The following is a 23,618-nucleotide window of genomic DNA, read 5'->3' as shown; positions in this document are numbered from 1 at the left end:
CACGGATAAAAATATTAGTTATTGTAAATTATTACATCTTATCTAGCATACGCGATCATAAATTTACTTATTTTAATATACCTTCAAGAAAAATAAGAAAGTGACTGAAGTTTTGTAATACTATTCTGATTGCTTTTTTATGATATACACAAGTCTAATATTCAGATAACTTATATATCATTTAGGAGTTATTATGAATCTTAGAGATGAATTTGAATTTGTCATAAAATTGCTTCAACTTTCCATATCTGCAGGAATCGCATTCAAGAATGCAATGGAACGAATATCAGAGCATAAAAAATATTTGAAAACTTTCAAAAATTTCAATATTCCTAAAATAAGCTCAAGTAATTATGATGAAGTTAGAGAAATTTGCTTAAAATATTTTGAACAATTTTCCTTCAGAGAAGCAGAGATTTTAAAATTGATTTTTCTGAATATAGAATTGTACGGTGCTTACAGTGATGAATCTATAAATGGCATTTTGAATACTCATAATTTTATGTTTTCTATTTCATCAGAACAAGAAAAACAAAAAGTAGCTTTTTTAATAAATTTCGAAGCAGGTATTTTGAGTGGAATGGATAATAAACTTTTTCTAAGCAATATTGAAAAGCATTCTCCTGACTTATTTTCTAATGTACAATCAATTGAAAATTTACATGAGCACTCCATACAAATTTATGAAAGAAGTAATGACTTATTTTTCTTAAAATTTGCTATTGGACTAAAAGTTCTATATGAAATTGGTGGAAATCTTTTCGATTTTTGTCAGTGGTTTATCAAAACAGGCCAATACAAAGATAATACTGGCAACTCAAATATTTAAATAGATTATAAAAATTATTTTTATTTACTCCGTGGCCTTTAATCACAAATATTTCAAAAATGAATTATTTGCCAAGATTTGTTCCAATATCAACATTGAAAACATAGAATTCAATTCATTAAAAGAGCAATCACGCTCTTTTTTATATTGGAGTTTATGATGTCAAATCTAGAAATTAAACCTGATGATCAAGAAAATGTAGTTGATTTGGTAATCAATGTAGAAGAAGAAACAGCAGGTGAAACAGTTGCTTCTCTTTGGGCAGCAACCTAATCTGAATGGATGGCCTGTTTAACTAACAGGCCAATTTAGTCAAAAGGAAATCAATGAAATTTAATATTGATGATAAAATTCAAATGAACCCAAAGACGCATTTTGACTTCAAAAATAATTGTCTTCTAGTGGTTGATCCTGAGACGTCCGGTAACATTATTCTTGAAGACCAGGAATCAATTGAATTAGTTAAAAATCTTAAAAATAAAAAAGAATACAATATAAGTGATATTACAAACAAACAAATTCTTCAGAAACTATTTAAATCCAGTGTAATTTCAATTAACAATAAACAAATTGCAACAGGATCTTCAAGTCAAAAAAATAATATTGAATACATTATCCCTGATAAAGACAAGAATACTAAACCTGTTCTGTGTGTTTTTCATCTCCACAATTATTGTAATTTGGCCTGTCAATATTGTTATACAATTGACCAAGGAGTAACAAAGAAAAAACTTTCAGTTGAATTAATGAAAAAGGCCGTCAGAGAATTTAGTGATTTCAGAACAAATTTTACGACGTTTGAGTTTCATGGAGGAGAACCCACAATGGCCTTCAAGGAAATTAAAGAAGTAGTCCTCTATGCAAAAGAAATTTATCAACTAAAAGGAAAATTTTGTAATTTTTCAATTCAAACTAATGCGTTTTCATTAAATGATGAAATCGTTAAGTTTCTTGCAGATTTTAAGTTTAGTGTAAGGGTTTCACTCGACGGAACAGAAGAAACACACAATAAATTCAGACACAATTTGAAAGGATTTGGATCGTATAAAAAAGTTTTAGCAGGTATAAGAAAACTACAATCAATTGGAATTTCACCGGGTGCAGTATGTGTTGTTCACAAAGGAAACATAGACCATATGATTGATATGCACTTAAGTATGAGTCAACACGGTTTAAAAACGATTAGGTATCTTCCTATGTTTAAATCTCCCCTCGCAAATAATTCCCTTTGGTTGAATGGAAATGATTTTCTAGATGGTTATTTAAAACTTATAAATTATATTGTAGACAATAAAGAGAAAAACCCTGAACTGGCCGGACTCCCAAATTTAATGCTTGGTGAAATAAATTCCATAACATCATACAAAAGAGAATATATGTGTATGAAAAGTCCTTGTGGAGCGGGATCTAATATGATTTCATTTGACGTAAATGGTAAAATTTATCCTTGTGAAGAAATGATAGGACATGAAGTATTCTCGATTGGAGACCTGAACACTGACACCATTGAAGAATGTTTAAATAACTCTACTTTGAATCAAAAAATTACCTCCAGAAATGTTGAAGAAATTGAAGAATGCTCTAAATGCACTTGGAAACAATTTTGCCATGGTGGATGCGTACAGAAATCATATGCACATTTTAAAAGATTGGATAAAGAGTCTGAATTCTGTAGTTATTTTAAAAGAATCTACAAAGAGCTAATATGGTTAAATCATGAAAAACCAAATGCTTTTAAATATTTAGCTTAGGATTTAATAACAAAATGAAAACTTTAACAATTTCAAGAACCCTTCTCAACCTATTCTTTTTTACTCCTTACGTAGTTATCTTTGCTCAAAAAATTGGGTTAGATATTAAAGAAATAATGTTAATCGAGTCGCTTTTTGCAATCTTAATAGTCTTCTTTGATGTTCCTATGGGCCATTTTGCAGATAAAATTGGACCTAAAAATGCATTGTTTTTAGGTGCTTTTTCTCAATCGCTTGCGTCTTTTTTAATTTTTTTATTTCCAACGCCAATTTTTTTCACAATGGTACAGATTCTCTTTGCTTTTGCTCTTTGCATTTCAAGAGGTGCTGACTCGGCCATGATATACCTAATGCTAAAAGATCAAAACCACGAATCTAAATTTGAATTTTTAGAATCAAAATACCTCAGATCCCTTCTCTTTTTTGAAGCATTAGTTTTCTTTTTTTCTGGTTTGATTGCTAGCTATCAGGTTTCATATGTCTTCTTAGCAACTGGAATAATTCACTTTTTATCAGTTTTATTAATTTTATTTCTTCCAAATATAAAAACTCAAACTAAACATGGAAATACATCCTTATTAAAAAAATATATCATGATTAAAAATGGTCTCGTTCAATGTCAAAAGAAAATAGGATTTAGTCTAAGCATTTTTTTTATTGGTAACGTGTTCTCTTCTTTACTTTATCTTATTCCCTTGATTCTCAAAATTAATGGTTTTAGTGATTATCAAATCGGTCCATTTTTTGCTATTACGGGTCTCATTGCCTCAATAGTTGGATATATTTTAAGAAAATACGAATCTAAATTCTTTTTTCCTTATATCATTTCATTAGCAGGTATATTGGGTTTATATAGCAAATTTTATTTTATTCTTGCTCTTGCTGTTGTTTTACTTAAATGGTCTCAGACTGTACTTATGCCTAAATTTAAGAACGAAATGGTTCTCATTTTAGGTGATCTTGGGGAAAGTACTGCAATGAGTGTCGTGACAACACTTTTTACCTTAGGTCTTGCAATTATTGGCCCATTTTGGGGAGCGCTTGTTGATACTTTTGGAATAAATATATTAATGGCCATATTAACGTTTAATTTAATCCTAAGCGTTCTATTTATGCGTTTCTCAAAAAATGCAAAAGGAATCAAAAATGTTTCAGCTTGAAAATAAACATTTTTTCATAACAGGGGCAGCGGGAATACTTGCTCGATCATTCATATCAAAATTAAAAAAGCAAGGTGCCTACATAGTCGGATCTGATCGAAATGAAAATAAGCTAAACATTCTTTTTGAAGAAAAGCTAATAGATGAATATATAGTTGGTGATTTAACTGATGCAACATTTCAAGAAAATATAATAAAAAAATATGCAAGTACTACTGATGTCTTAATCAATAATGTTGGTATGGGATTTTCAAAAACTTTAGAAGACACAACTAGAGAGGACTTTTATAGTCTCTATAAACTTAATTTTGAAACTACTGCCATTTTTTGCCAAGGATTTCTACCAGAAATGGCCAAAAGAAAAAAAGGAAAAGTTATTAATTTTTCTTCTATTCTAGCTGATAATCCTCTTCCAACTCTAAGTGCTTACTGTGCTTCAAAGGCGGCAATAATAGCTTTTACAAAATCAGTTGCTCTACAATTTTGTTCTTCAAATATTCAAGCAAATGTTGTTGCTCCTGGTTATATTGAAAATCCTAAAAATGAAGAATACTTTAGATCCAATCCAGGTCAAGATTTTTCAAAAAGATTTATGCCAACTGGATCAATCGGAAAATTGGATTCAATTGATGGCGCTATTTTATACTTATCCAGTGAACTTTCAAATCATATGACGGGTCAAGTTCTCAAAATAGATGGAGGGTATAGCATTTGGTAACTTCTTTTTCTTGGGGAAAGCAAGGGGAATTAGATTATGAACTGAAAAATCCAGGAAAAAATTGTCTGGCAATTGGAATTCAACCCCACGCTTGTGAGCCTTTAGGATCATTAATTTTCGATGTTATCTCTACAATTCAACAGAATACGAATCGTGCAATTTTATTAATAAAAAATATAGAACCCTGTCCTAAAGTTCATCAGTATAAACAAGAATACTCGTTATATGATTTTCTTAAACAATTTTGTGTCTTTCCAATAAGTGAGCAAGTCGAATTCAACTATGGGCATAATTCTAGGTCTAAAGAAATTGTAGAGCTACTACAAGATAATAATGTTACGGATTTTGTAATGTTACATAATGATCCTTTCAATTCTTCATTTTATGAATATGCAAATTCTAAAAATGAACAAATTTTTCTAATATTAAAAAAATATTCTTCAAAAATACCTTTACCCGATTATCACTTCACTAGAAAAATTGATGACTACACCTACTCTTATTTTCAAAAGGAAAAAATAGAACAAATATTTTGTTCTAGAGGTAACTCTGCAGGGATATATTTGGAAAATAAAAACATCAGGACAAGAACTCTAGAAATCCCTTTATTTGAATGGAAAAACCAAAAAGATATTGTCTTAGCGCAAAGACTATATTCTGAAATATTGACTGAGAATATGAATGTAGCACAAAGAACTTTATATCTTAGTGAGAATTATATTCCTGAAGTACAAAAAACTTCAAACACTTACATTTGTCATTTTTTAATTGAGTATTTTTCAGCTTTCATATTCCCTGAAATAAAAAGTTTAAGGCCAACATAAATAAGACGATTGAGCCTACCAAAGTAAAGAAAGAACCTAGCTTTTTAGAGACGACCTTGGCAATATTCATGCCAATGATTGTTGAAATAAATGCCCAAAGTCCGATGGAAATAACATATGGTGCGATAGGTTTCCCAGTTAAACCAAGGCCAACTCCAACTGCAAATGCATCTAAACTTGTAGCAAATGAGACAATTAGAATTTTGAAATAGTTATGAAATTCTTTTTTATATTCTTCTTGTGCTCTTCCCCTATATTCCTGAATCCCTTCATAGGCCAAGTGTATTGCAACAACTGATAACAAACAAAATGAAATCCAATGCCCAAAAGACTTGAACTCAGAAACAACCTTTAATCCAGCAATTGCCCCCAGGAAAGCGACCAATGCCTCGGCCCCTCCAGAAGTAAATGCAAATTTAATTGAATCTTTTGCCTTATGTTCTCTCGCGCCCATCGCTAAGGCCGCAGAAAAAGAGTCTGCACTCAGAACAAGTCCAATGATGAGAATTTCAAATATATTTGACATGATTTCCTTACTATCAAATCTAAATGATTTTAAAAACAACTAGAATGAATACTCACCTTATTTAGATAATGCTTATTTTTCTGTGGAAGGGAAATATTTTTCTTTTAACTTCTGAATTAACTTCTTTATATTTGTTTTATTTGAAACAAAAATCTCTTGTTCAATTTCTAAAGCTCGTTCGTAATCTCTATTAAGTTGATCAATATCTTTATTAATTAGAGTAAATTCAGCAGCTACATTTGTAAGATCGGACGATTTTTTTGATAATTGCCCATCTTTATAGTGAAGTTTTGAGACCTCTCTAAAAGAAGGCAAAGACTTTACTTTATTGAAAGCTTCTTCACTGAAATGTTCATTATCTCTAAACACGTTGAAAGTGACAAAATAGAGGTGCTCTTTAAGTTTATATCCATTAAATTTGTCAGCAATTTCATCAAATTCTTGTGGAAATGTTACCCTTAATATGTCCCACTCTAATTCGCTCATGTTATTTTCAAAAACTGGTTGGGACATTTTTGGTTTATCCGCCCCCATGATTCGAGCATTTGGATCGATAATTTTTGGAACACCATCGTTACTAACCATAACTTCAAAATGAAATGGCCCATTATTGTAACCAACTGCATCCAGAGCATCTAAAACATGTGGACGTAAAACATCTCTATAAATCTCTAGATCAAAGTCTTCAAGAGCATCTCTTCTGTAGACAAGAGAAGTTCCAATTTTGGTCTTTGTATATCGCCAATGACTAGAAAAAATAGTCCTTCTTACACCTTTTTCATCAGTCCGTGTTGTTCCATTAATGACATATTCTGTTCCGTCTAAAAATTCTTGAAAAAGGAATTGTGAATTCTCATTGCCAAAAATGTCTTTTCGACCAACATTCTCTGCAAAAATTTGTCTTAAATGGTCAAAGTCTTCAGCTTTGTTAAATCCAAAACTCGCGGCCCCTTGTAAGTCTTTCATAATAATAGGGCCTTTGATTCCTCTTTCCTTAAAAAAAGCGATGGCCTCTTCAACATCATTAGTGGCAATTTCCTCAACTGATGAGAGTCCACTTTCTCTTAGTTTTTGTCCAAACTTGTACTTGTTTCTTAAAATCTCCATGGTCTTTTCAGAATTTGAAGGAAGTCCGAGTCGTCTCGCAATAGAATTACCGCTAATAACAGATGATTCTGAAGCCCAAATGACTCCGGCGACTTTTCTGTCACCGATTTTTTGCAAAAGGCCATTGAAGTTACCATTTAAAATGTAAAAATCCTGAAAGGCGTCAAGATTGTCTAAAATCGACTTTTTGAATAAGGGTAGTACATCCTCTGAATTTAAAACTGGAATGACATCATATCCCATTTTCCTTAAAGCATTGGGATAACGAATACCGGATGAAAAGGGCTCAACAACTAGAATAACTTCCTTAGTGAAGACTTGTTCACAAGCGCTAATATTTCCCAAAACGGCCCTTTTGGTATCATTTGCTGTGCTTGTGAAGGAATAAAATAATAGAATAAAACTGAATAATTGAGTTAAGACTTTGTATTTCAATGTATTCTCCCGGTACAAAGCTGAAGGGACATATATGTTTAAAAAAAAGAAACGTCCATAAATGATTTACATTTTTTCAAAAAAAAATTTATTTTGTCTGATTTTGCTTTCATTTCTTAGGTTCTGTAGTCAAAAAACTCTGCTTACAATAGTGAATACTCAAAAATACGTTGTAAAAAAGTTAATCTTTCTAACTCATCAGTTTATGGTTAACAAAAATTCCTCAGAATGCCATTAAAATCAAGACTCTATTATATAATTTCGGATAAAAACATGGCTATTAGCTTTCTTAACAAAATCGGAAATATTTCATCAATTTATATCTATTTTAATTGAATAATTATCCTCTTGAACTGCATTATATATAATCTTGTTTGCTGTACATAATTTCGAATGATTTTGTAACATTTAATTGTTTCTAACAATTTCGCGATCAATAAAATAGGCCCAAATGACAAATATCCACATAAAAAGTGCTGGACCTGCAATCATAGAAGCTGGTAAATCAACTGGTGGTTTAGGTCCAAAAACATTTGCAAAATAAGATATGTAAAGAAGGCAAACCATAATCCAAAACGAAATTTTCTGATTACGTGAAAAATCTTTCATACTATTATATAAAAGAACTGAAGCAATAAATAGGGCCGATTCTAAAATAAACGCAAAAAACAAATTATTCCAAAGTCCTAGGCCATATTTTTCACCTGAGAAACCAATTGGTAAATCAGGTCTATGAGTAATAAAATCTAGAATCCAATGTGACATAACGACAGTACCAGAGATAATTCCAGAAAGCCTATCTTTCATATACCAACCAACAATAATTGCAAAAAATATTGAGTATATAGCAGTCATAATTAGACTATGAGAATAGGGATAATGAATAAAATCAAAAGGGGTTACCACCGTAGCATGATGATCAACTTTTACAATCTCCACACCAAGAAGTACAAGAGAAGGCCAGATGAGATCAAGAAATTGACAAGCAATAAACAAGATCGCAAGATTTATTTTTGGTTGCAGCTTCTTAGCTCCCAATCCAACAGCAAAATGACCTATAAACATAAAGACTCCTTTCAATATTCTGAGTTTAATACTTATAAAATCTGCAATCAAGCATAATGATGTTTTCTTTTAAATTCTGATGATTATCAATTGTTGGCTTATTTTAAGAAGTATTTTAAATAGTTAACAAGGCATATGGACAAGTTTGAATAGTTTTTTAATCTACTGCTGAAACCCAGACAAAACAACATCAAAAATAATTTCATGAAAAAAAAAGCTCTACTTAGATTTTAATTTATTTCTTGCCTATAGCATTGATTTGAATATTGTGATCTCTATTTGGTTAATTATTCTTTGATAAATCGGTAAATGTGTTCCAGAATAGACAAATGCGAAATTTCTATTTAATTGTATTCGTTACTATTCAGATTTCTACGATCTATGCAAGTGATCTTACTGGTTACTTTCAATCTGATTTTAACATTTCTGAAAACCATTCAGCACCTAGCGGTTTTAGATTAAGAAGAATCAACCTCATTTACGCTAAAAAAGTCCTAGAAAATGCTAAAATTCTGACTGATATCGAATTCGAAGACGGATTGGAGCTAGGTACAAATGGAGGAATAGGTGAAATCAAAATATCCAGAGGATATGGAGAGCTCATTATTAATAAAAATATGGAAGTTAGAGCAGGTAAGTTTCTTACTCCCTATGGTATCTATAATGAAATTCATGATTTTAGTGCCAGCTATGTTCCCATTGATCCTCCCCTCTTTTTTCGCAAAAATCTATTTTTTTCAAATACATCATCTCAAAGGGCCATCAGCAAATATTCCACCGGCATACTCATTAATTTTAATCATAAAAAGTTTCATTTGCAGGGTGGTGTGGCCAACGGAGAACAGCAAAAAGAAGATGGTTCTGACCAAAACAGAAGTCCACTTACTCTCATACGTATGACTTATGAATTTTGGGATCAGGCCTGGATTGGCATGAGTTTTCAAAGAGACAAAATCAATACATCTTCTAGACCAAGATGGGAAAATAGTTTTGCCTTTGATCTGCAATTTGAAGGACAACAATATATTTTTCAAACTGAATTTTTCCAAGGTAAAAAATGGAATAGAACAACAGGAGTCCAAAGCACAAACTATCAGAGTGTTTCAACCTTATTAGGGCATAATCTCAATGACGACTTTATAGGGTACATTCGTTATGATGTCTTTATTCCAGATATCACCAAATCAGAAAATAATACACAGGAGTATGGTATGGGACTCAATTATTTTGTGAACTATTACACAATTATTAAATGGGAAAGTTATCAAGAATCCCTCGCTACATCATGGGTACAAAAAAAGGACTACTTGACTCATAAACTGAGCTTGTCGATTGTTTATTGATGAAACGTATTATTATTATCTTCATTATTCTTTTTTTTAGTAGATCAAGTCTATCTACTCCATACTTTTTTGTACATCACTTAAATCCTGTCAAGTCACTTTCAAAGGACCAAATAAAACAGATTTTTATGGGAGAAAGTTTCACCTGGGAAGATGGTAAAGAGATTCAGGTTGTTGACTACAAAAAGGAGGTTGAAGAGAAGAAAACATTTATGAAAGATTTTCTAAAAGTTTCCCCTTTCTACCTCTATAAAAAATGGATTAGGGCCAGCCTTCAGGGTAATACTCTTCCGATTAAATTATTCGGATCTCATCAAGAAGTCGTTGATTTCATTGAAACAACTCCTGATGCCATAGGCTATATGTATCTGAATGAAATAAAATCAGACAAGATTAAAATTGTTCCAGTTAAAAATAATGATTAAACTAAGTACATTTCCATTTAAGGCCCAAATAAGTTTCTTATTTATAGTCATCACTCTCGGACTTACTTTTTTCTATTATCAGTACAACTTGAATATTCAATCACGCTTTTTAGAGAACCAATTCATTGAAAAAAATAACCTTCTCTTTAAAACTGTTCAACTTGGACTAGAAGTCGGCCTACAAACAGAAAGATTCGATGCTATCCAAACAGTGTTCAAATGGGCAAAAAAACAAAATAATCTAAGTTGGATAATAATAACAGATGAAAAAAAAGAGGTTTTTGCAACTTTTCCTGATAAGCTCAATCATGAACCCTTGCTCAAGCTTCCCCTGCAAAATATTCAGAATGAACAATATATCATACAAGGCCCATGGAATGGATCAGGTGTAAAAGGATATGTAAAAATTGCTTTTAGCACTGAAGAGTTATTTCTCCAAGGCCAAAAGATTCTGGAAAAATCATTAATGATTGCAACCGTCGTCATTCTTATTTCCATTTTACTTTCTATGCAATTATCTAGATTAATTATTGCTCCATTAGAAAGTTTACAAAAAGTTATTCACACAATCGCTCAGGGAAATTTTTCTAAAACTCTAGATAAGTTTGGCGGAAGTAAAGAAACAGTGAGTTTGGGATGGTCTTTTAACTTGATGATGAACGAACTCAATAAAGAAAGAGAGCGTTCAGAGAACCTCTTACTAAATATCTTACCTAAACCAGTGGCGCTTCGCCTTAAGGCCGGAGAACAAAAAATAGCGATGAGTACTGATTTTATAACGATTATGTTTGCAGACTTGGTAGGCTATACTCAATATTCCTCAACGGTTTCTGCCGAGGAGCTCGTTGATATGTTAAACATCATTTTCAGTAAAATTGATGACCTCATTTTGGAATTTGGACTGGAAAAAATTAAAACGATTGGTGATTGCTATATGGTCAGTGGTGGAATTTTTGGTGATGCTGATCATGAAATTAGAATGTACCAGTTTACGAAGAGAATTATTTCAATGCTAGCTTCTCATAATAATCAACATAAAACTGACTTCAAAATCAGAATTGGAATTCATCGAGGTAAGGCAGTGGCCGGAGTTCTAGGTAAATCTAAATTTGTTTTTGATGTTTGGGGTGATGCTGTCAATATCGCTTCCAGAATGGAATCGTCTGGTGAGCCTGATAGAATCCAAGCTTCTTCAGATTTCACACAATATCTGAAAGAAAAGATTGAGATTTCTGCAATCGACAGAGGTAAGATTAAGATCAAAGGTAAAGGTGAGATGAATTGTTTTTTCCTAAATTAATTGTTGTATTGAGAGAAAAACAAGTGCTATTTCATTTATAGCATTATGTTTTGTTAGTTCTTTCCTATCTGTCGTTACTTTTCCATTGCAAACCATCTCAGTTGCAGTAATGATTAGAGTTAGCGCAAGAATTTCACTCATTTTCTTTTTGATTAGTCTGAAATCCTAATTTAAGTACTGCTAGTTATTTAACCTAGAAAAAAATGACCTAGATATCGATATCAACTTATTCCATGTTATCGTAGACAGTGACAACATCATCATCTTCTTCAAGCATTGAAATCAGCTTTTCAATCTGCTCAACACTATCATTGTCTACTTCTTTATACAGTGTTGGAATTCTAACAAGACCGGCCTCATCAGGGGTAATATTTAATTCTTGCAACTTTTCTTGAATAGAACCAAAAACATCCATTGGCCCTTTGACTTCAAAAAATTCATCTTCAAGTTCTACATCTTCAGCACCGGCATCAATCATTGCGAGAGTAAACTCGTCTTCATCAATTCCGATAGCTGGAATCGAAAAAACGGCCTTTCTTTCAAAAACGAATTCAAGTGATCCAGTTACCCCTAGAGATCCGTGACATTTTTTAAAATAACTCCGTACATTTCCGGCAGTTCGAGTAACATTGTTGGTTGAAGCTTCCACAAAAATAGCAACTCCACTGGGACCATAACCTTCATAAGTTATATCCTCATATCCAACGCCATCTGTCCCTTGCCCCTTTTTAATCGCCCGATCAATATTATCTTTTGGAACATTAAACTTTTTACATCGTTCAACTGCAACTTTTAATAAGAAGTTTGTGTCTATATCCGGCCCACCATTTTTTGAGGCCTTAAAAACATCTTTCAATGCTCTGGTATAAACTTGGGCCTTGGCCCTGTCACTTGCCCCTTTCCTGGCAGCAATTTTAGCTGATTTACGTCCCATACTTTTCCCAATATCAACATGTTTCTACGGCCGCTAGTATACAAAATCTGGTGAATTTTGTAGAGGAAATAAGCGTTAAAAAAATACAGTATAATAGATCATTTATAGACGGGAAGACCAAATAACAGTATTTAAACCCCATGGGAAAGAATAAAACAGAATTACTTTTGCCAGTTGGCAATCTAGATATGTGTTTAGCGGCCATACATAATGGTGCAGATGCTATCTATGTTGGCATGCCCTATTTTAACGCTCGTGGTAGAACGATAGATCTTGGTTTTCCTGAATTAAAAGAAATAATAGATCTTTGCCATCTCTATCGGGTTAAAGTTTATCTCGCATTCAATGTTCTTATATTTGAAGCTGAGCTTCCAAGAGTCATTGAATTACTCCATCAGGCCATAGAATTGGGGCCTGATGCGTTTATTCTTCAAGATTTAGGACTTGCAAAACTAATTAAGGACATAGCTCCAGATCAAAGGATTCACGCATCAACCCAGATGACAATATCTAACTTTGAGGCCATTGAATTTTTGGATGATCTTGAAATTGATCGTTTTGTCCTGGCCCGTGAGTGTTCACTTAAAGATATCTCACATATTAAAAAAAATACCCAAAAAGAGTTGGAAGTATTTGTACACGGGGCCCTTTGCGTGTCATATTCAGGTCAATGTTTCACTTCAGAAGCGCTTGGAGGAAGAAGTGCTAACCGTGGACAATGTGCTCAAAGCTGCCGATTTGATTATGAATTGATTGTTGACGGAAACAAAAAAGATCTAATTGATAAAAAATATCTGGTCTCTCCCCAAGATTTATGTGGACTCAATGAGATCACTGAACTTACTGATATTGGAGTGGATAGCTTTAAGATCGAAGGACGTCTAAAAACACCAGAGTATGTGGCCTCTACGGCCAGGGCCTATAGAGAAGTTCTAAATCAGAAAAAAGAAAAAATGATAGAGAGAAAAGATGAATTATCGAGAGTATTCTCTAGAGGATTTTACTCTGGTTGGCTTCATGGAGTAGACCATCAAAAACTCGTTGAAGGAACTTATGGTAATCATCGTGGCCTTGAGCTTGGAAAAATAATTAATATTTTTAAAAGGTCTGTAATAATTGATTCAAAATATATTCCAAACCCTGGAGATGGAGTATTATTTGTCGGCAAAGATATTGAGTTTGGCGGAGATATTTTTCAAATTAAATCTGACCAAAGATCTATTTATCTTGAATTTAGTAAGACTTTCAATCTTAAACTGTTAAAAAAGGGAATGCGAGTTTTCTTAAATAAAGATACTCAACTTAACAATCAATTAAAAAAAACATATACAGACCAATTTCAACTTAAGCGTTTCCCTCTTCATATAAAAGTTTCAGGAAAAGAATCAACTCCACTAAATGTTGAAGCTACTGATGGCCAGAATACTGTGACGATTTCTAGCAAATCTATATTACAAAAATCTATCAAATCACCTCTGAGTTTAGATGATCTTCAAAAAGGGCTTGGCAGTTTAGGGCACACTTGTTTCTACGTAAAAAAAATGCAAAGTGAACTTCTTGAAAACCTTTACCTTTCGCATAAAGAATTAAAATATATTAAAAAGAATATGGTTGAACAGCTTTATTCTTTGAGAATTTTACGCAATATTTCTGTTTTCCAACCGCTAGATTTACCTAGACAAGTTCATCAGAAAACTCAAAATAAACCTAAGCTAAATTTACTTTTCAGAGAAATAGGCCAGCTAAAAACATTTATTGAATACTATACAAATTGTGAGTTAAAAGAAAATATTGGGAATATCATTCTTGATTATGAATTTGGCCAAAAATATGAAGAGAGTGTAAAATTACTTAGGCAACATCAATTGAATGTTTATCTTGCTACAACGAGAATTCTAAAACCTTATGAATATCACAATTTAAGACAATTAATCAGTGCTAAACCAGATGGCATTTTAGTGAGAAATCTAGGGGCCGTTAATTTCTTGCAGAAAAATGCTCCAAATCTTAAATTGAAAGGTGATTTTTCTCTTAACGTAACAAATTCTTTTACTGCAAAGTATCTTAAAAGCAAAGGACTAGAAACACTCTGTCCTGGATATGATCTTAATCAAGAGCAACTTTCTGAACTGCTAAAATTTTCACCTTCGAATTGGTATGAACTCACCGTTCATCAGTATATGCCAGAGTTTCATATGGAGCATTGTGTATTTGCTGCGTTTCTCAGTAATGGCAGTAGTTTTCAAGACTGTGGAAAGCCATGTGAAAAACATAAAGTTGAACTCAAAGATATGTATGGAAATTACCATTATTTGAAAGCTGATCAAGAATGTAGGAATACAATGTATCTATCAACTCCTCAAGCAGCGTTTTCTTTAATTCCTAAATGGCAGAAACAGGGGGTTTGTGAATTTAGATTTGAGGCACTTTTTGAAAAGGACCAATCTTTGATAAATAAAATACATTCTTATCTCCAAGTTATATCAGGTCAACTATCGCCACATAAGGCCTTCTCTCATCTTAACTTAGTTGAGAAATTTGGAGTTACATTAGGCCAACTGACTATGAATGATAATTATAAAAGCAAAAAACAAACATTTTAAAAGAAAGAAGCTTATTTCTCTTCAACATATCCATTTTGTTAGTTAAACTAAGTAAGTATCAAATACTTTTAAATTTTGTGAAGAAGTTGAGAAAAAACTGGTTATCACTTACGATTTTGAAATAAATGAATTTCCACAAAAACAGAAGGTCTTAGTTGTCAGAATGAAAAGATTTTTAATTTCTGATTTTTTAGTTTTTATTAGATGTTTTGCAGATTCTATACTTTATCAACTCAAATTTTTTCGTACATTACTTTTTTACATTCACAATTAGAAAATGCTGCCTCATAATTGGATGGGTTTAGCAAAAAATATATTTTCAGAGAAAATTAGTATTTAATGTATCAAACTAAATTGAATCTACTACAAAGGTATTTTAATGACTATTATCATTATTTCTAGTTTTGTAAACTTCCTGGTCTTTCTATATGGAATCTTATTCTATAGTGATTTTAAAGCTGATCAGAAATTACTTTACTTTATCTTTATTTTAAATATTTTTTTGGGCATTTATCTATCATTTGTACCAGGAGGAGTTTGGGGAAATTGCTGTAACCCCAATCAGTTAGCTGAAGGCGGGATGTTATATTTTTTTACAACATTAATCCTTTCCAGTTTAGTATTATTTTATAGAGGAATTAAAAATATTAAAAACCTTCAAATTCTAAACTTGAAAAAACAACTGTCTATACTTTTGCAATTCTATCGCTTTTGATTATGGGGTATGTTTATAAGAATATTGAGTGAAGCTTATAATATTCAACATTAATAAAAACGTTAAGATTTTTTTACTAATAATGTTGTATGATTTTTCTCAAAATTCTTTTTTGGGCCCGAAAAACTCCTCAATATAAATCGATAATAATTCAAAGATCATTTTTCACATGAATTATATTCTTGTCTTGAATGTACTTTTACTCGTAATAATATGTAAATGAAGTTTAGCGTTGACCTCTTGTAAGCACTTTCAACTAATGCGCTTGAGGATTTTAAAAAGATTACTCAAACTTCTATGGTGGCGTTCTCATCTCACCTGTTGCGGCCTTCCGCTTGAGACTTTTGGCCTTCGTTACTCAAGAGATCGTTATTATATTATTTCTTTCATAAAATATTTGGCCCCGATGCTCGTCGACTCTCACTCATGAAAAAAGAGCTGCTGTATTTCACGGTCCGCACTTTTTTATATCAAATTCAAATCATATTATATACAAGATAGTTCTCGTAATAATCTCTTAAATAGCTAATATCACATATCGTGGTACGAGTAGCTAGTACCACCAAGCGACCAAGAATTTCAGCTGTAGACTCACTAAACTCCTGGACCATTACACCACTAACATAAGCATGGCGAAAAGCATCTACATCATTATTTTGTAGTCCATCTGCCGCAGGATCGACCTTACCGTTTGGGTTCTTCTTGAGCTCCCTGATATTTCTATCAAAATATTCATAGCACTCATCTCGTGCTTGATCACTAATTGTTGGTGGCCACTTCATTCTTTTTTCCTTGAAGTAATTGTATAAAGACCCATATGTGAAACAGTACTGACAATAGACCTGGGATTACACCGTAATCAATTAAAAGAAATGTAACACCAAGTAAGGAGATAAATATCCAAATCATTAGAACAAATTTGACTCTATTCCTGACTGCATAAAAACTCGCTAAAAAAGGTCCAGATATCAGAGCTATTGAGGAAATAAGACCATTCAAATAATTCACATAAGCAGGTCTAGGTTCTCCAAAATCCTTCAAAACATTTGCACATAAAAATACAAATAAAACTGAGATTATTCTTATAGGTAACTTCGAAGGAATTCCCTTTAATTTCAAGCTCATTGAATTAAGCTGCAACAAGATTCATCTCAAATTGTAGCTCAAGCAGAGCGGCCAGTTTATATAACTGAGTAAGATTTTTGTTAAGAATATTTGGATTCAAGAGTCTTTGTATCTGATTATCCGAAGTGCCCAACTGTCTTGCTAGATATTTCTTTGAAACCTTTTTTCTTTTTAGCTCTTCATTAATATGAGAGATTACATTTTCAATATGATTTTGGAGTAAGAACTCAGGATCTTTTACAATGGCAAGAGGTTGATCATAAGGCATGTAATCAACTTCACCATCTGCATACTCAATCCCTAAGCTTTTATAGTTTGTTTCCTTATCTGGCCAAACCGATTGAATATTTTTAGTGATTCCGATAGATCCAAAATGAATAACGACTTCTTTGCCAGAAGTGTAGGTAATTTGAATCTCTTTTTTCTTATTAGAAAAAGTTGCTGCTTTTATTTTTGTACTTTTCATATTTTTTCCTCTTTCAAGAGTTCCTCAATAATTTTCTTTATCTTTTTGTTCATTTTTCCACTAAGCAATCTCATACTTGGAATGACTACCTTTGCTATTTCTCTTCCATCCTTAAAAACGTGAACATGTTTAGGTTCATGATCACCAATCCACCATTCAATAATATAGCCGCCTCTTTTCTCTCGTCCCATAGTCACTAACACTACTATTTATAGTAGCACAAATCAACCTCAAAATACTATTAATTTCAAAAAATTGGGTAGTTAGAGACACATCATTTGAATTTTAGGAAGTCTACTTCTAAGCAAAACAACTCAAAGAGATTTCTATAATCTCGATAACATAAAACATTTTTTGGCATCTTCTTTTATTACAACTATGCTAAAATCAAAATGTGGAAGGTAAAAAAATGCGGTCATTTGCTTGGTGATGAGAGACGGGAAGCGCCGGGGGTAAGGTGAAAATGGATTTAACCTAACAGCAAACATGTGAACGGCCACTTAAGAAACGAAGCCCAGAAGACTTAAGCCGAACGCCACAACTGATGAGATAAGCGCATCACTATAGAGAAAATGACAAAGTTAAGTCCCAACAGCAAAAGCTTGCAAGGGAGCAATAATTTTTTCTCGTTTTTATTTTTTTTGCGAAAATGGTAGAAGTAAATATTCCTTTTACTATCGGAATATTCCAAATGAATTATAGTTAATTTTTGTTTAAGTATCTGAAATCGCATCCCACCCACAGCACCATGAGAGTCCATGACCTTTCTATAAAAGTCTTTAATTATAAGCACTTAAATGTCTTTCATGGTCTTGATTAGCAACCACTAAAGTAAAGATGAAAAAAGAAATTTATAAAGACATTTCTATCCGAAGTTTATAGAATTCAAACAATAATGGAGATAATGGATGAATTTATTTTTAAGAAAAACTTTTGGTGGACTTAATACATCTTACTATTTTAGACAACTCTTTTTTGGCGCCCTAATCGGAGGTTTCCCAATTTACAGTTTCATTCAAAACTTCGAACAAACAGACATTGGCATTCTCATTTTCCTATTAATAAGCACTCTCCTATATCCATATTCAAGATTTGTTTGTGAAAGAATTGTCGGTTTTATTTTGGGCGAAAATCAGATAATAGTTAACAGTATTTTATTTTTGTTAGTTAAATATTTTACGATGGCAATATGTTTTGCTTTTGCGATTTTTATTGCGCCTTTAGGACTTATTTACTTATACGTTTACCACACAAAAGCTATTAAGTCCTAAGTTCAAAATTAAGCTCCCAAAACTCTTAAGGTACATAAGCTGTTGCAATCGCATCTGTACCACAGCACCATACAACACCATGACCTTTGAGCTAAAGTCTTTAATTTTAAATACTTAAATGTCTTTCATGGTGCTGATTTTGGTGGAGGTGGTGGAGGGTACCTTACCCTCTTGATTTTATTAGCTTTCAGAACTGCGGCACACTACGAAATACTACCCTTATTTAAATGTCTCCATTATTTCTATCAAGAATTAAGTTTTTTGTAGAAAGAATAGAGTTCTTTAACAGGGTCATTTATTCTTTTCGCAAAATCAATCGCGACATCAATGGTACTTCCATTATAGCTTTGTATTAAAGCATCTAATTCACTTTTTAACTTTTTAACATTAAATGATTTGGGAATTGTTTTAACTTTATAGTTTTCATCCAAACTGGTTCTGTTATTTTTAGTTTTCACTTTTAGCCTATAATGTTTTTGGAGAACATGACAGTTAGTTTGGCGGTAATTATCAATTGCGATTAATTCACGCTCATTAAACTTACTCTTAATTAAAGATATCAGATCTAGAATTTTAAAAACGTAATTCAACAGTTGATTATTCTCTGCTAGGTTAGGATACTTGACGGTAAATTCATCATATGTAGTGACATCCAATATATCATTACTCACCTGGAAATTCTCTTGGATTTCCACTATAAGTCCAAATAGTCTTATCCAAAATAAGTTCTCCAAGGAAGCATGATGGTCCGACATTGATTCATCAATCAAACTGTCACTTATATAACTCAAATGACCAATCCAATTTTCGATCTGTTTTGCATCGACAGTAATATGCTCTTCTATACAATCGATTATTTTTTGTTTGTCATTATCTGATAATTCACACATTAAATTCTTCTTTTAATCAAAGTTCTTTACAATCGCCTAATCGCTTATACTTAGTACCTCTTGAGCCTGATCTTTGTCAGCGAGACCTAGGCTTCGTATCAATATTTTATTCATCTAGTCCTAGAGAGCTCCATTTATCTAGATATTTACACTCTTCATCAGAAAAAAACCTCATCTTTGAGTGTCTATTTTCTCCATTCCGTTTTCTCCAATTATCATGACTATTTTTGATGTATTCGACAACGACTTTACTTCTTACTATGTGAAATTCAGGATAGTATTCGTCATTCATTAAATTAACAAAGATATAAAAAAACTTTGTTCCAGATACTTCTTCCTCCTTGGGAGAAAGAGTCCATTTTTTTATACAATCTGACCTTGTTTTAACCTGAATGGATATAGTTTTAGTTCCATCTATACTGGATGCCAAAATATCAACCGTATGAGTATTCCTGGGTGTCAAACTTACTATATAACCACGTTTAGACAACTCTGCTGCAACATAATGTTCTCCTGTCGCTCCAGTTACAATACTTGTTCTATTATGCTTTTTGTTCTTCATAGTACTTTCTTACAAGTGAAATTATCTTACCCAAGATATTTATGCACCTAACTCCCTTATTCAACGTCTAATTTTAAACCTAATTATATTATTATTCATACTTAAAAAATCTCAGAAACTATTTATAATTTCTGCTCCAACATGAGCCGGATAAATTACAATATCCCAAAACGATAGGGTTATCATAATTTGACGACCAACAGACAATTCCAACTCCATGATTGCTTTGATATTTAGAAGGGCAAAATGAGTTATATAAATATCTAATCCCAATTTGAGAATTAAGCCCAGCAGTGTTTAAAAGCTTAGAAAGCTGAAGCTGACTCATACCATTGTAAACTTCAGTAAATACTATATTTGAAGTTTTCACGACATGATTCCTAATTTTGTTTACCGTATAATCAAGACTTTCCGCCTGATTTTTTAACTTTACGTTAGCTCTAATAAACTCTGACAATGATTTGATCTTAAGTTCAAGAGCTTTTCTCTCTTCAATCTGATTCGCTAGATTTGCTTTTAATTGTTTTTTATCATCTTCAAGTTTTTCAAGAGACTTTTCATATTCAGATTCAATGGCCTTAACTTCATCCATTTTGTCTACAAGTCGCTTGGAAATACTAATTGTCGTTGAGCAATCTTTTAGCTTATCGCTATAATACACAACTTCTATTGTCATTGGTATCTGTGAAACAAATGGATAACTAGATTTTATGAAATCCCTATTTTTATCTAATGAAAATTGACATACCTTTTCTGAATTTTCTTCACCAGAGTAAATTGCTCTAAAGTAATACTTGTCTCCTTGCTGCACTTTTAAAGCATTCTCCCCAGATCTTAACTGTGCAACCCAATTGGGCTCAACATCAACGTTATATGGGTTCAGACTGTGAGCACAGCTAGTCAAGTATAAGAGAGAAAGTAAAACAACAAAGCGCACAAGAAGCATATACTCTCCATATTTGAAAAATTTTAGTCAAAAAAGCCTTATCTATTTTTTGACTCTATTTTGTTCGCTGATCTAGTTTTAAAATGCTCCAACCTTTTTTCAATCCAATCAAAATCAGGCTCATTCAATCTATAGAAAATCACCTCTCCTTTATGATTTTCTTCTAGCGTTATTTGGGTCCTATTATGAACTTCATCTTTCAAGTCACTATTCAACTGATTGATCTTTTTAAATAAATTATCTATCTTAACATTTCCAAAGGGAACCCTAGAGTTTAGAGGTAATCTTTTTAAAATATCTAATACTTCTTTCAAATTGGTATAGTCAGATTGACTCAAACAACTCTCCAAGTAAAATTGTTAAGATAACCACTTATCGGAAGAGACTAAATCGAATTAAGATATATAAAACAGCCCCAGGCTTAATAATTTGAATTCTCGGTGACTTACATTTTAAAACACAAAAAAACATAAGGGACTCCTTTCCCAAAATGTTAATATGCTTAACGAAACAACTCTACTAATGGAGTTTTCGCTACACTTGGATTATGCAATTTAAGCTCATCAGTAATGCCATTTAAACTTACTCCGGCCTTTCTTACGTAGCATTGCATAGTTTTTAAGTCTTTCCATCCACCCATAAGCATCACTTTAATAGGCTCTATCCCTCTAGAGAGCATTATCGTGGCCCAGGTAGCCCTGAGATCATGAAACCTTATACGAGGTAGACCTAAACCCTCAAGAAACTTTCTAAGCTCACTGGCCTGTTCTCCTTTATCCCATTTATCTATTCTTGGAAGTACAAAATTTGAGTCCTCATTTTTGGCCCTAAGAGTCATGAATACCTCAAGAAGAGCTGGAGCAATTCCCACAATTCTGTCATCCCCACTCTTAGTATCTTTAAAACCGTCTTTGTTATTCCATGAACAGTCGACTTTAAGGACTTTCCTTTTGAGATCAACTTTATCCCAAGTAAGAGCGTACAACTCTCCATTTCTCATTCCAGTGTAAAGAGCAGTTGCCCAAACTGGATACCATTCACATTCTACCTCTTTGGCCATGTTTAAAAGAATTCTAACCTGTTCCTCCGTTAAAACATCTTTAATCTTGTTTTTGATCTTGAACTTCATATTTGGTGATGGATTACGAGAAATGTAGTTTTCATCAATTGCATAATTAAATGCACTTCGAATGTATTTGAGAACATTCTTTTGATGACTTGTTGAGCGATCTCCAACTTTCTCCAGTATTAACGACCTGATCTCATTTGTAGAGATCGTATCGATAATCCGATCTTTCCAAGCTGGCAAAGCATGTGCCCTAAGTCCCAAAAAGTAACTTTCTACAGTTTTTAGTGATACATCTTGGTTTTTTAAAAAGTCGATGTATTCTCGCATCAAGATCTCAAAGGTTGGAATGACTTTTTTTCGAAACTTGTCCTCAAGTAGAATTACAAGTCGTCTTTCAACCCTCTTGGCCTCTGCTTTTGTTTTTATTGAAGTTCTTCTTAATGTATATGGCCTTCTCGTAATAGGATGCCTTTTACTATAAGAAACCTCAAAACATTTTTTCTTCTCATTGAACTTTATCATTACGAACTCCTCTTGGTTGAGACAAAAGAAGTTCTCTAAGTTCACTTTTTAAATAACGATTACTTCTACCAAACTTGTAATATGGAATTTTTCCATTGCTTACATCATTAAAAAATGAAGAAACACTCTTTCCCATATAAAAAGCGGCTTCAGTAGTCGTCAAAATTTCCTTATATTCAAATGTAAAAGAGCTGATGGACTCGTTTACTTTCTTTTCCTTCATTTTCCTACCTACAACTTAATTATTTTTCTACTTTCCGTGAAGAGGTGCGTTAAGTGTTTAGTTTTGAACAAATTGTTTAACTCTTCATCGGTGTAGTGTGCCAAAAGAGTAGTTATGAAAATATTTCTAAAAAGTCTTCTTCTCTGCCGATAATCAACCCTAGGCATGTCGATTAACCCTCGAATTATTTTCTGAATAAAATTTAGCTTTATGTCTCTGTTTTCGATCGTCAGTAGACCAATTTCCAATGCATGTAATTGTCGATACTTTGACGAATCCTTTTTCATTTTAAATTCTTGATCATGAATCGAACCGTCTATTTCTATTGCTAGTCCTTTGAAGTAACGTGCTTTAGTAATATTTTGAATAGTTTGTTCGTAGGTATTTCCTCTAAGCCCAGGAATAAAAATATCAATATTCCTTTTACCGATCCACATTGAGGTGAAAATATCTCCCTTATAAGATTCTTTGATTTTCTTTAAGACTCTTGACTCATATGACGTTTTAGTAGTCTCAAATGACTCACTGAGCCTGATTTCTAATAAATCGTACTGATACTTCAGTACATCAAAACTCAAAATCTCTTCAATCTTATTAAAGACTTCATTTCTACCTGCTCTTCTCATTTTACTAAGGTAATAATCACCCTGGTTACAATTCTTCTGTAACATCAAATGCTCCTTTAAATTCAGATACTTATTTGCATCTAGTAAACATGTCCAAACACGATTAGCTATAACTCATGTCATGTGCTATCAATGCTGAACCTGCTACCAAGATAAGGAATATTTACCTGGTTTGGGGAGTGG

Annotated in this window: 26 protein-coding genes; 10 read left to right on the top strand and 16 right to left on the bottom strand. The window is 32.5% G+C overall.

Translation table 11 applies throughout. The features are described from left to right. Positions 1 to 193 precede the first annotated feature (193 nt). The 5 genes from H6622_08545 (at position 194) to H6622_08525 (ending at position 5,282) form a co-directional block, all read left to right on the top strand. On the top strand, positions 194 to 829 hold the full coding sequence (locus H6622_08545) for a hypothetical protein (protein MCB9061555.1): 636 nt from the start codon (positions 194 to 196) through the stop codon (positions 827 to 829). A 326-nt stretch (positions 830 to 1,155) separates the two neighbouring features. After that, entirely contained in the window at positions 1,156 to 2,580 is a 1,425-nt protein-coding gene (locus tag H6622_08540) for an SPASM domain-containing protein (GenBank protein ID MCB9061554.1), read from the top strand. 14 nt (positions 2,581 to 2,594) lie between these two features. Beyond that, positions 2,595 to 3,740 carry an MFS transporter gene (locus H6622_08535; protein MCB9061553.1) on the top strand — a complete coding sequence of 382 codons (1,146 nt, stop codon included), beginning with the start codon at positions 2,595 to 2,597 and terminating at the stop codon, positions 3,738 to 3,740. Next, positions 3,727 to 4,458 carry an SDR family oxidoreductase gene (locus tag H6622_08530; protein MCB9061552.1) on the top strand — a complete coding sequence of 244 codons (732 nt, stop codon included), beginning with the start codon at positions 3,727 to 3,729 and terminating at the stop codon, positions 4,456 to 4,458. The genes H6622_08535 and H6622_08530 overlap by 14 nt, the downstream gene beginning before the upstream one ends. Beyond that, positions 4,452 to 5,282, top strand: a complete 831-nt coding sequence (locus H6622_08525) for a hypothetical protein (GenBank protein MCB9061551.1) — start codon at positions 4,452 to 4,454, stop codon at positions 5,280 to 5,282. Before H6622_08530 ends, H6622_08525 begins: the two co-directional genes overlap by 7 nt. Here H6622_08525 and H6622_08520 read toward each other — a convergent pair. From H6622_08520 to H6622_08510, 3 genes are all read right to left on the bottom strand, one after another. Beyond that, a complete protein-coding gene (locus H6622_08520; GenBank protein ID MCB9061550.1) occupies positions 5,245 to 5,808 on the bottom strand; it encodes a manganese efflux pump in 564 nt (187 codons plus the stop codon). The two genes, H6622_08525 and H6622_08520, sit on opposite strands and share 38 nt — an antisense overlap. Positions 5,809 to 5,880: 72 nt before the next feature. Continuing rightward, complete coding sequence (locus tag H6622_08515; protein ID MCB9061549.1) at positions 5,881 to 7,350, bottom strand: hypothetical protein; 1,470 nt, start codon at positions 7,348 to 7,350, stop codon at positions 5,881 to 5,883. A 408-nt stretch (positions 7,351 to 7,758) separates the two neighbouring features. Next, on the bottom strand, positions 7,759 to 8,415 hold the full coding sequence (locus H6622_08510) for a hypothetical protein (protein ID MCB9061548.1): 657 nt from the start codon (positions 8,413 to 8,415) through the stop codon (positions 7,759 to 7,761). 329 nt (positions 8,416 to 8,744) lie between these two features. On the opposite strand from H6622_08510, the gene H6622_08505 reads away from it, so the two are divergent. Genes H6622_08505 through H6622_08495 form a run of 3 tightly spaced genes read left to right on the top strand, consistent with a single transcriptional unit; the run spans position 8,745 to position 11,483 of the window. Continuing rightward, positions 8,745 to 9,758 carry a hypothetical protein gene (locus tag H6622_08505; protein ID MCB9061547.1) on the top strand — a complete coding sequence of 338 codons (1,014 nt, stop codon included), beginning with the start codon at positions 8,745 to 8,747 and terminating at the stop codon, positions 9,756 to 9,758. After that, entirely contained in the window at positions 9,758 to 10,183 is a 426-nt protein-coding gene (locus tag H6622_08500; GenBank protein MCB9061546.1) for a hypothetical protein, read from the top strand. The genes H6622_08505 and H6622_08500 overlap by 1 nt, the downstream gene beginning before the upstream one ends. Further along, the gene (locus H6622_08495) at positions 10,176 to 11,483 is read left to right on the top strand and encodes a hypothetical protein (protein MCB9061545.1); all 1,308 of its coding nucleotides are present in this window, start codon (positions 10,176 to 10,178) and stop codon (positions 11,481 to 11,483) included. The genes H6622_08500 and H6622_08495 overlap by 8 nt, the downstream gene beginning before the upstream one ends. Here H6622_08495 and H6622_08490 read toward each other — a convergent pair. Together H6622_08490 and H6622_08485 are read right to left on the bottom strand one after the other, a co-directional pair. Continuing rightward, entirely contained in the window at positions 11,475 to 11,624 is a 150-nt protein-coding gene (locus H6622_08490) for a hypothetical protein (GenBank protein MCB9061544.1), read from the bottom strand. The genes H6622_08495 and H6622_08490 overlap by 9 nt on opposite strands. A gap of 85 nt (positions 11,625 to 11,709) precedes the next feature. Next, entirely contained in the window at positions 11,710 to 12,417 is a 708-nt protein-coding gene (locus H6622_08485; GenBank protein ID MCB9061543.1) for a YebC/PmpR family DNA-binding transcriptional regulator, read from the bottom strand. A 140-nt stretch (positions 12,418 to 12,557) separates the two neighbouring features. Here H6622_08485 and H6622_08480 point away from each other — a divergent pair, with 140 nt between their 5' ends. Then, the gene (locus tag H6622_08480; protein ID MCB9061542.1) at positions 12,558 to 15,020 is read left to right on the top strand and encodes a U32 family peptidase; all 2,463 of its coding nucleotides are present in this window, start codon (positions 12,558 to 12,560) and stop codon (positions 15,018 to 15,020) included. Between the two features lie 1,191 nt (positions 15,021 to 16,211). Here the strand turns inward: H6622_08480 and H6622_08475 are convergent. The 4 genes from H6622_08475 to H6622_08460 are packed head-to-tail and all read right to left on the bottom strand — an operon-like array spanning position 16,212 to position 17,517. Further along, positions 16,212 to 16,517, bottom strand: a complete 306-nt coding sequence (locus H6622_08475; protein ID MCB9061541.1) for a hypothetical protein — start codon at positions 16,515 to 16,517, stop codon at positions 16,212 to 16,214. Further along, positions 16,495 to 16,860, bottom strand: coding sequence for a hypothetical protein (locus H6622_08470; protein MCB9061540.1), 366 nt, complete (start codon positions 16,858 to 16,860; stop codon positions 16,495 to 16,497). The genes H6622_08475 and H6622_08470 overlap by 23 nt, the downstream gene beginning before the upstream one ends. Before the next feature lie 4 nt (positions 16,861 to 16,864). After that, complete coding sequence (locus H6622_08465; protein MCB9061539.1) at positions 16,865 to 17,326, bottom strand: helix-turn-helix transcriptional regulator; 462 nt, start codon at positions 17,324 to 17,326, stop codon at positions 16,865 to 16,867. Then, positions 17,323 to 17,517 (bottom strand): DUF4160 domain-containing protein, encoded by a 195-nt coding sequence (locus H6622_08460; protein ID MCB9061538.1) that lies wholly within the window; start codon positions 17,515 to 17,517, stop codon positions 17,323 to 17,325. The genes H6622_08465 and H6622_08460 overlap by 4 nt, the downstream gene beginning before the upstream one ends. Positions 17,518 to 18,234: 717 nt before the next feature. On the opposite strand from H6622_08460, the gene H6622_08455 reads away from it, so the two are divergent. Next, positions 18,235 to 18,597, top strand: coding sequence for a hypothetical protein (locus tag H6622_08455; GenBank protein MCB9061537.1), 363 nt, complete (start codon positions 18,235 to 18,237; stop codon positions 18,595 to 18,597). Between the two features lie 245 nt (positions 18,598 to 18,842). On the opposite strand, the gene H6622_08450 is transcribed toward H6622_08455, so the two are convergent. The 7 genes from H6622_08450 to H6622_08420 all read right to left on the bottom strand — a co-directional run bounded on the left by H6622_08450 (position 18,843) and on the right by H6622_08420 (position 23,480). Continuing rightward, on the bottom strand, positions 18,843 to 19,487 hold the full coding sequence (locus H6622_08450) for a hypothetical protein (GenBank protein ID MCB9061536.1): 645 nt from the start codon (positions 19,485 to 19,487) through the stop codon (positions 18,843 to 18,845). Between the two features lie 106 nt (positions 19,488 to 19,593). After that, positions 19,594 to 20,049, bottom strand: a complete 456-nt coding sequence (locus H6622_08445) for an aspartate ammonia-lyase (protein ID MCB9061535.1) — start codon at positions 20,047 to 20,049, stop codon at positions 19,594 to 19,596. 118 nt (positions 20,050 to 20,167) lie between these two features. After that, positions 20,168 to 20,995 carry a hypothetical protein gene (locus tag H6622_08440; GenBank protein ID MCB9061534.1) on the bottom strand — a complete coding sequence of 276 codons (828 nt, stop codon included), beginning with the start codon at positions 20,993 to 20,995 and terminating at the stop codon, positions 20,168 to 20,170. Positions 20,996 to 21,033: 38 nt separating this feature from the next. Continuing rightward, positions 21,034 to 21,333 (bottom strand): hypothetical protein, encoded by a 300-nt coding sequence (locus tag H6622_08435; protein ID MCB9061533.1) that lies wholly within the window; start codon positions 21,331 to 21,333, stop codon positions 21,034 to 21,036. A gap of 164 nt (positions 21,334 to 21,497) precedes the next feature. Continuing rightward, complete coding sequence (locus H6622_08430) at positions 21,498 to 22,586, bottom strand: site-specific integrase (GenBank protein MCB9061532.1); 1,089 nt, start codon at positions 22,584 to 22,586, stop codon at positions 21,498 to 21,500. After that, positions 22,570 to 22,809, bottom strand: a complete 240-nt coding sequence (locus tag H6622_08425) for a helix-turn-helix domain-containing protein (GenBank protein MCB9061531.1) — start codon at positions 22,807 to 22,809, stop codon at positions 22,570 to 22,572. Before H6622_08425 ends, H6622_08430 begins: the two co-directional genes overlap by 17 nt. 8 nt (positions 22,810 to 22,817) lie before the next feature. Continuing rightward, entirely contained in the window at positions 22,818 to 23,480 is a 663-nt protein-coding gene (locus H6622_08420) for a hypothetical protein (protein MCB9061530.1), read from the bottom strand. Between the last annotated feature and the right edge of the window lie 138 nt (positions 23,481 to 23,618).

Source organism: Halobacteriovoraceae bacterium, from assembly GCA_020635115.1.
Classification (GTDB): domain Bacteria; phylum Bdellovibrionota; class Bacteriovoracia; order Bacteriovoracales; family Bacteriovoracaceae; genus JACKAK01.
The sequence above is the reverse complement of the archived record's forward strand: the minus strand, read 5'-3'. Positions and strand labels throughout refer to the sequence as shown.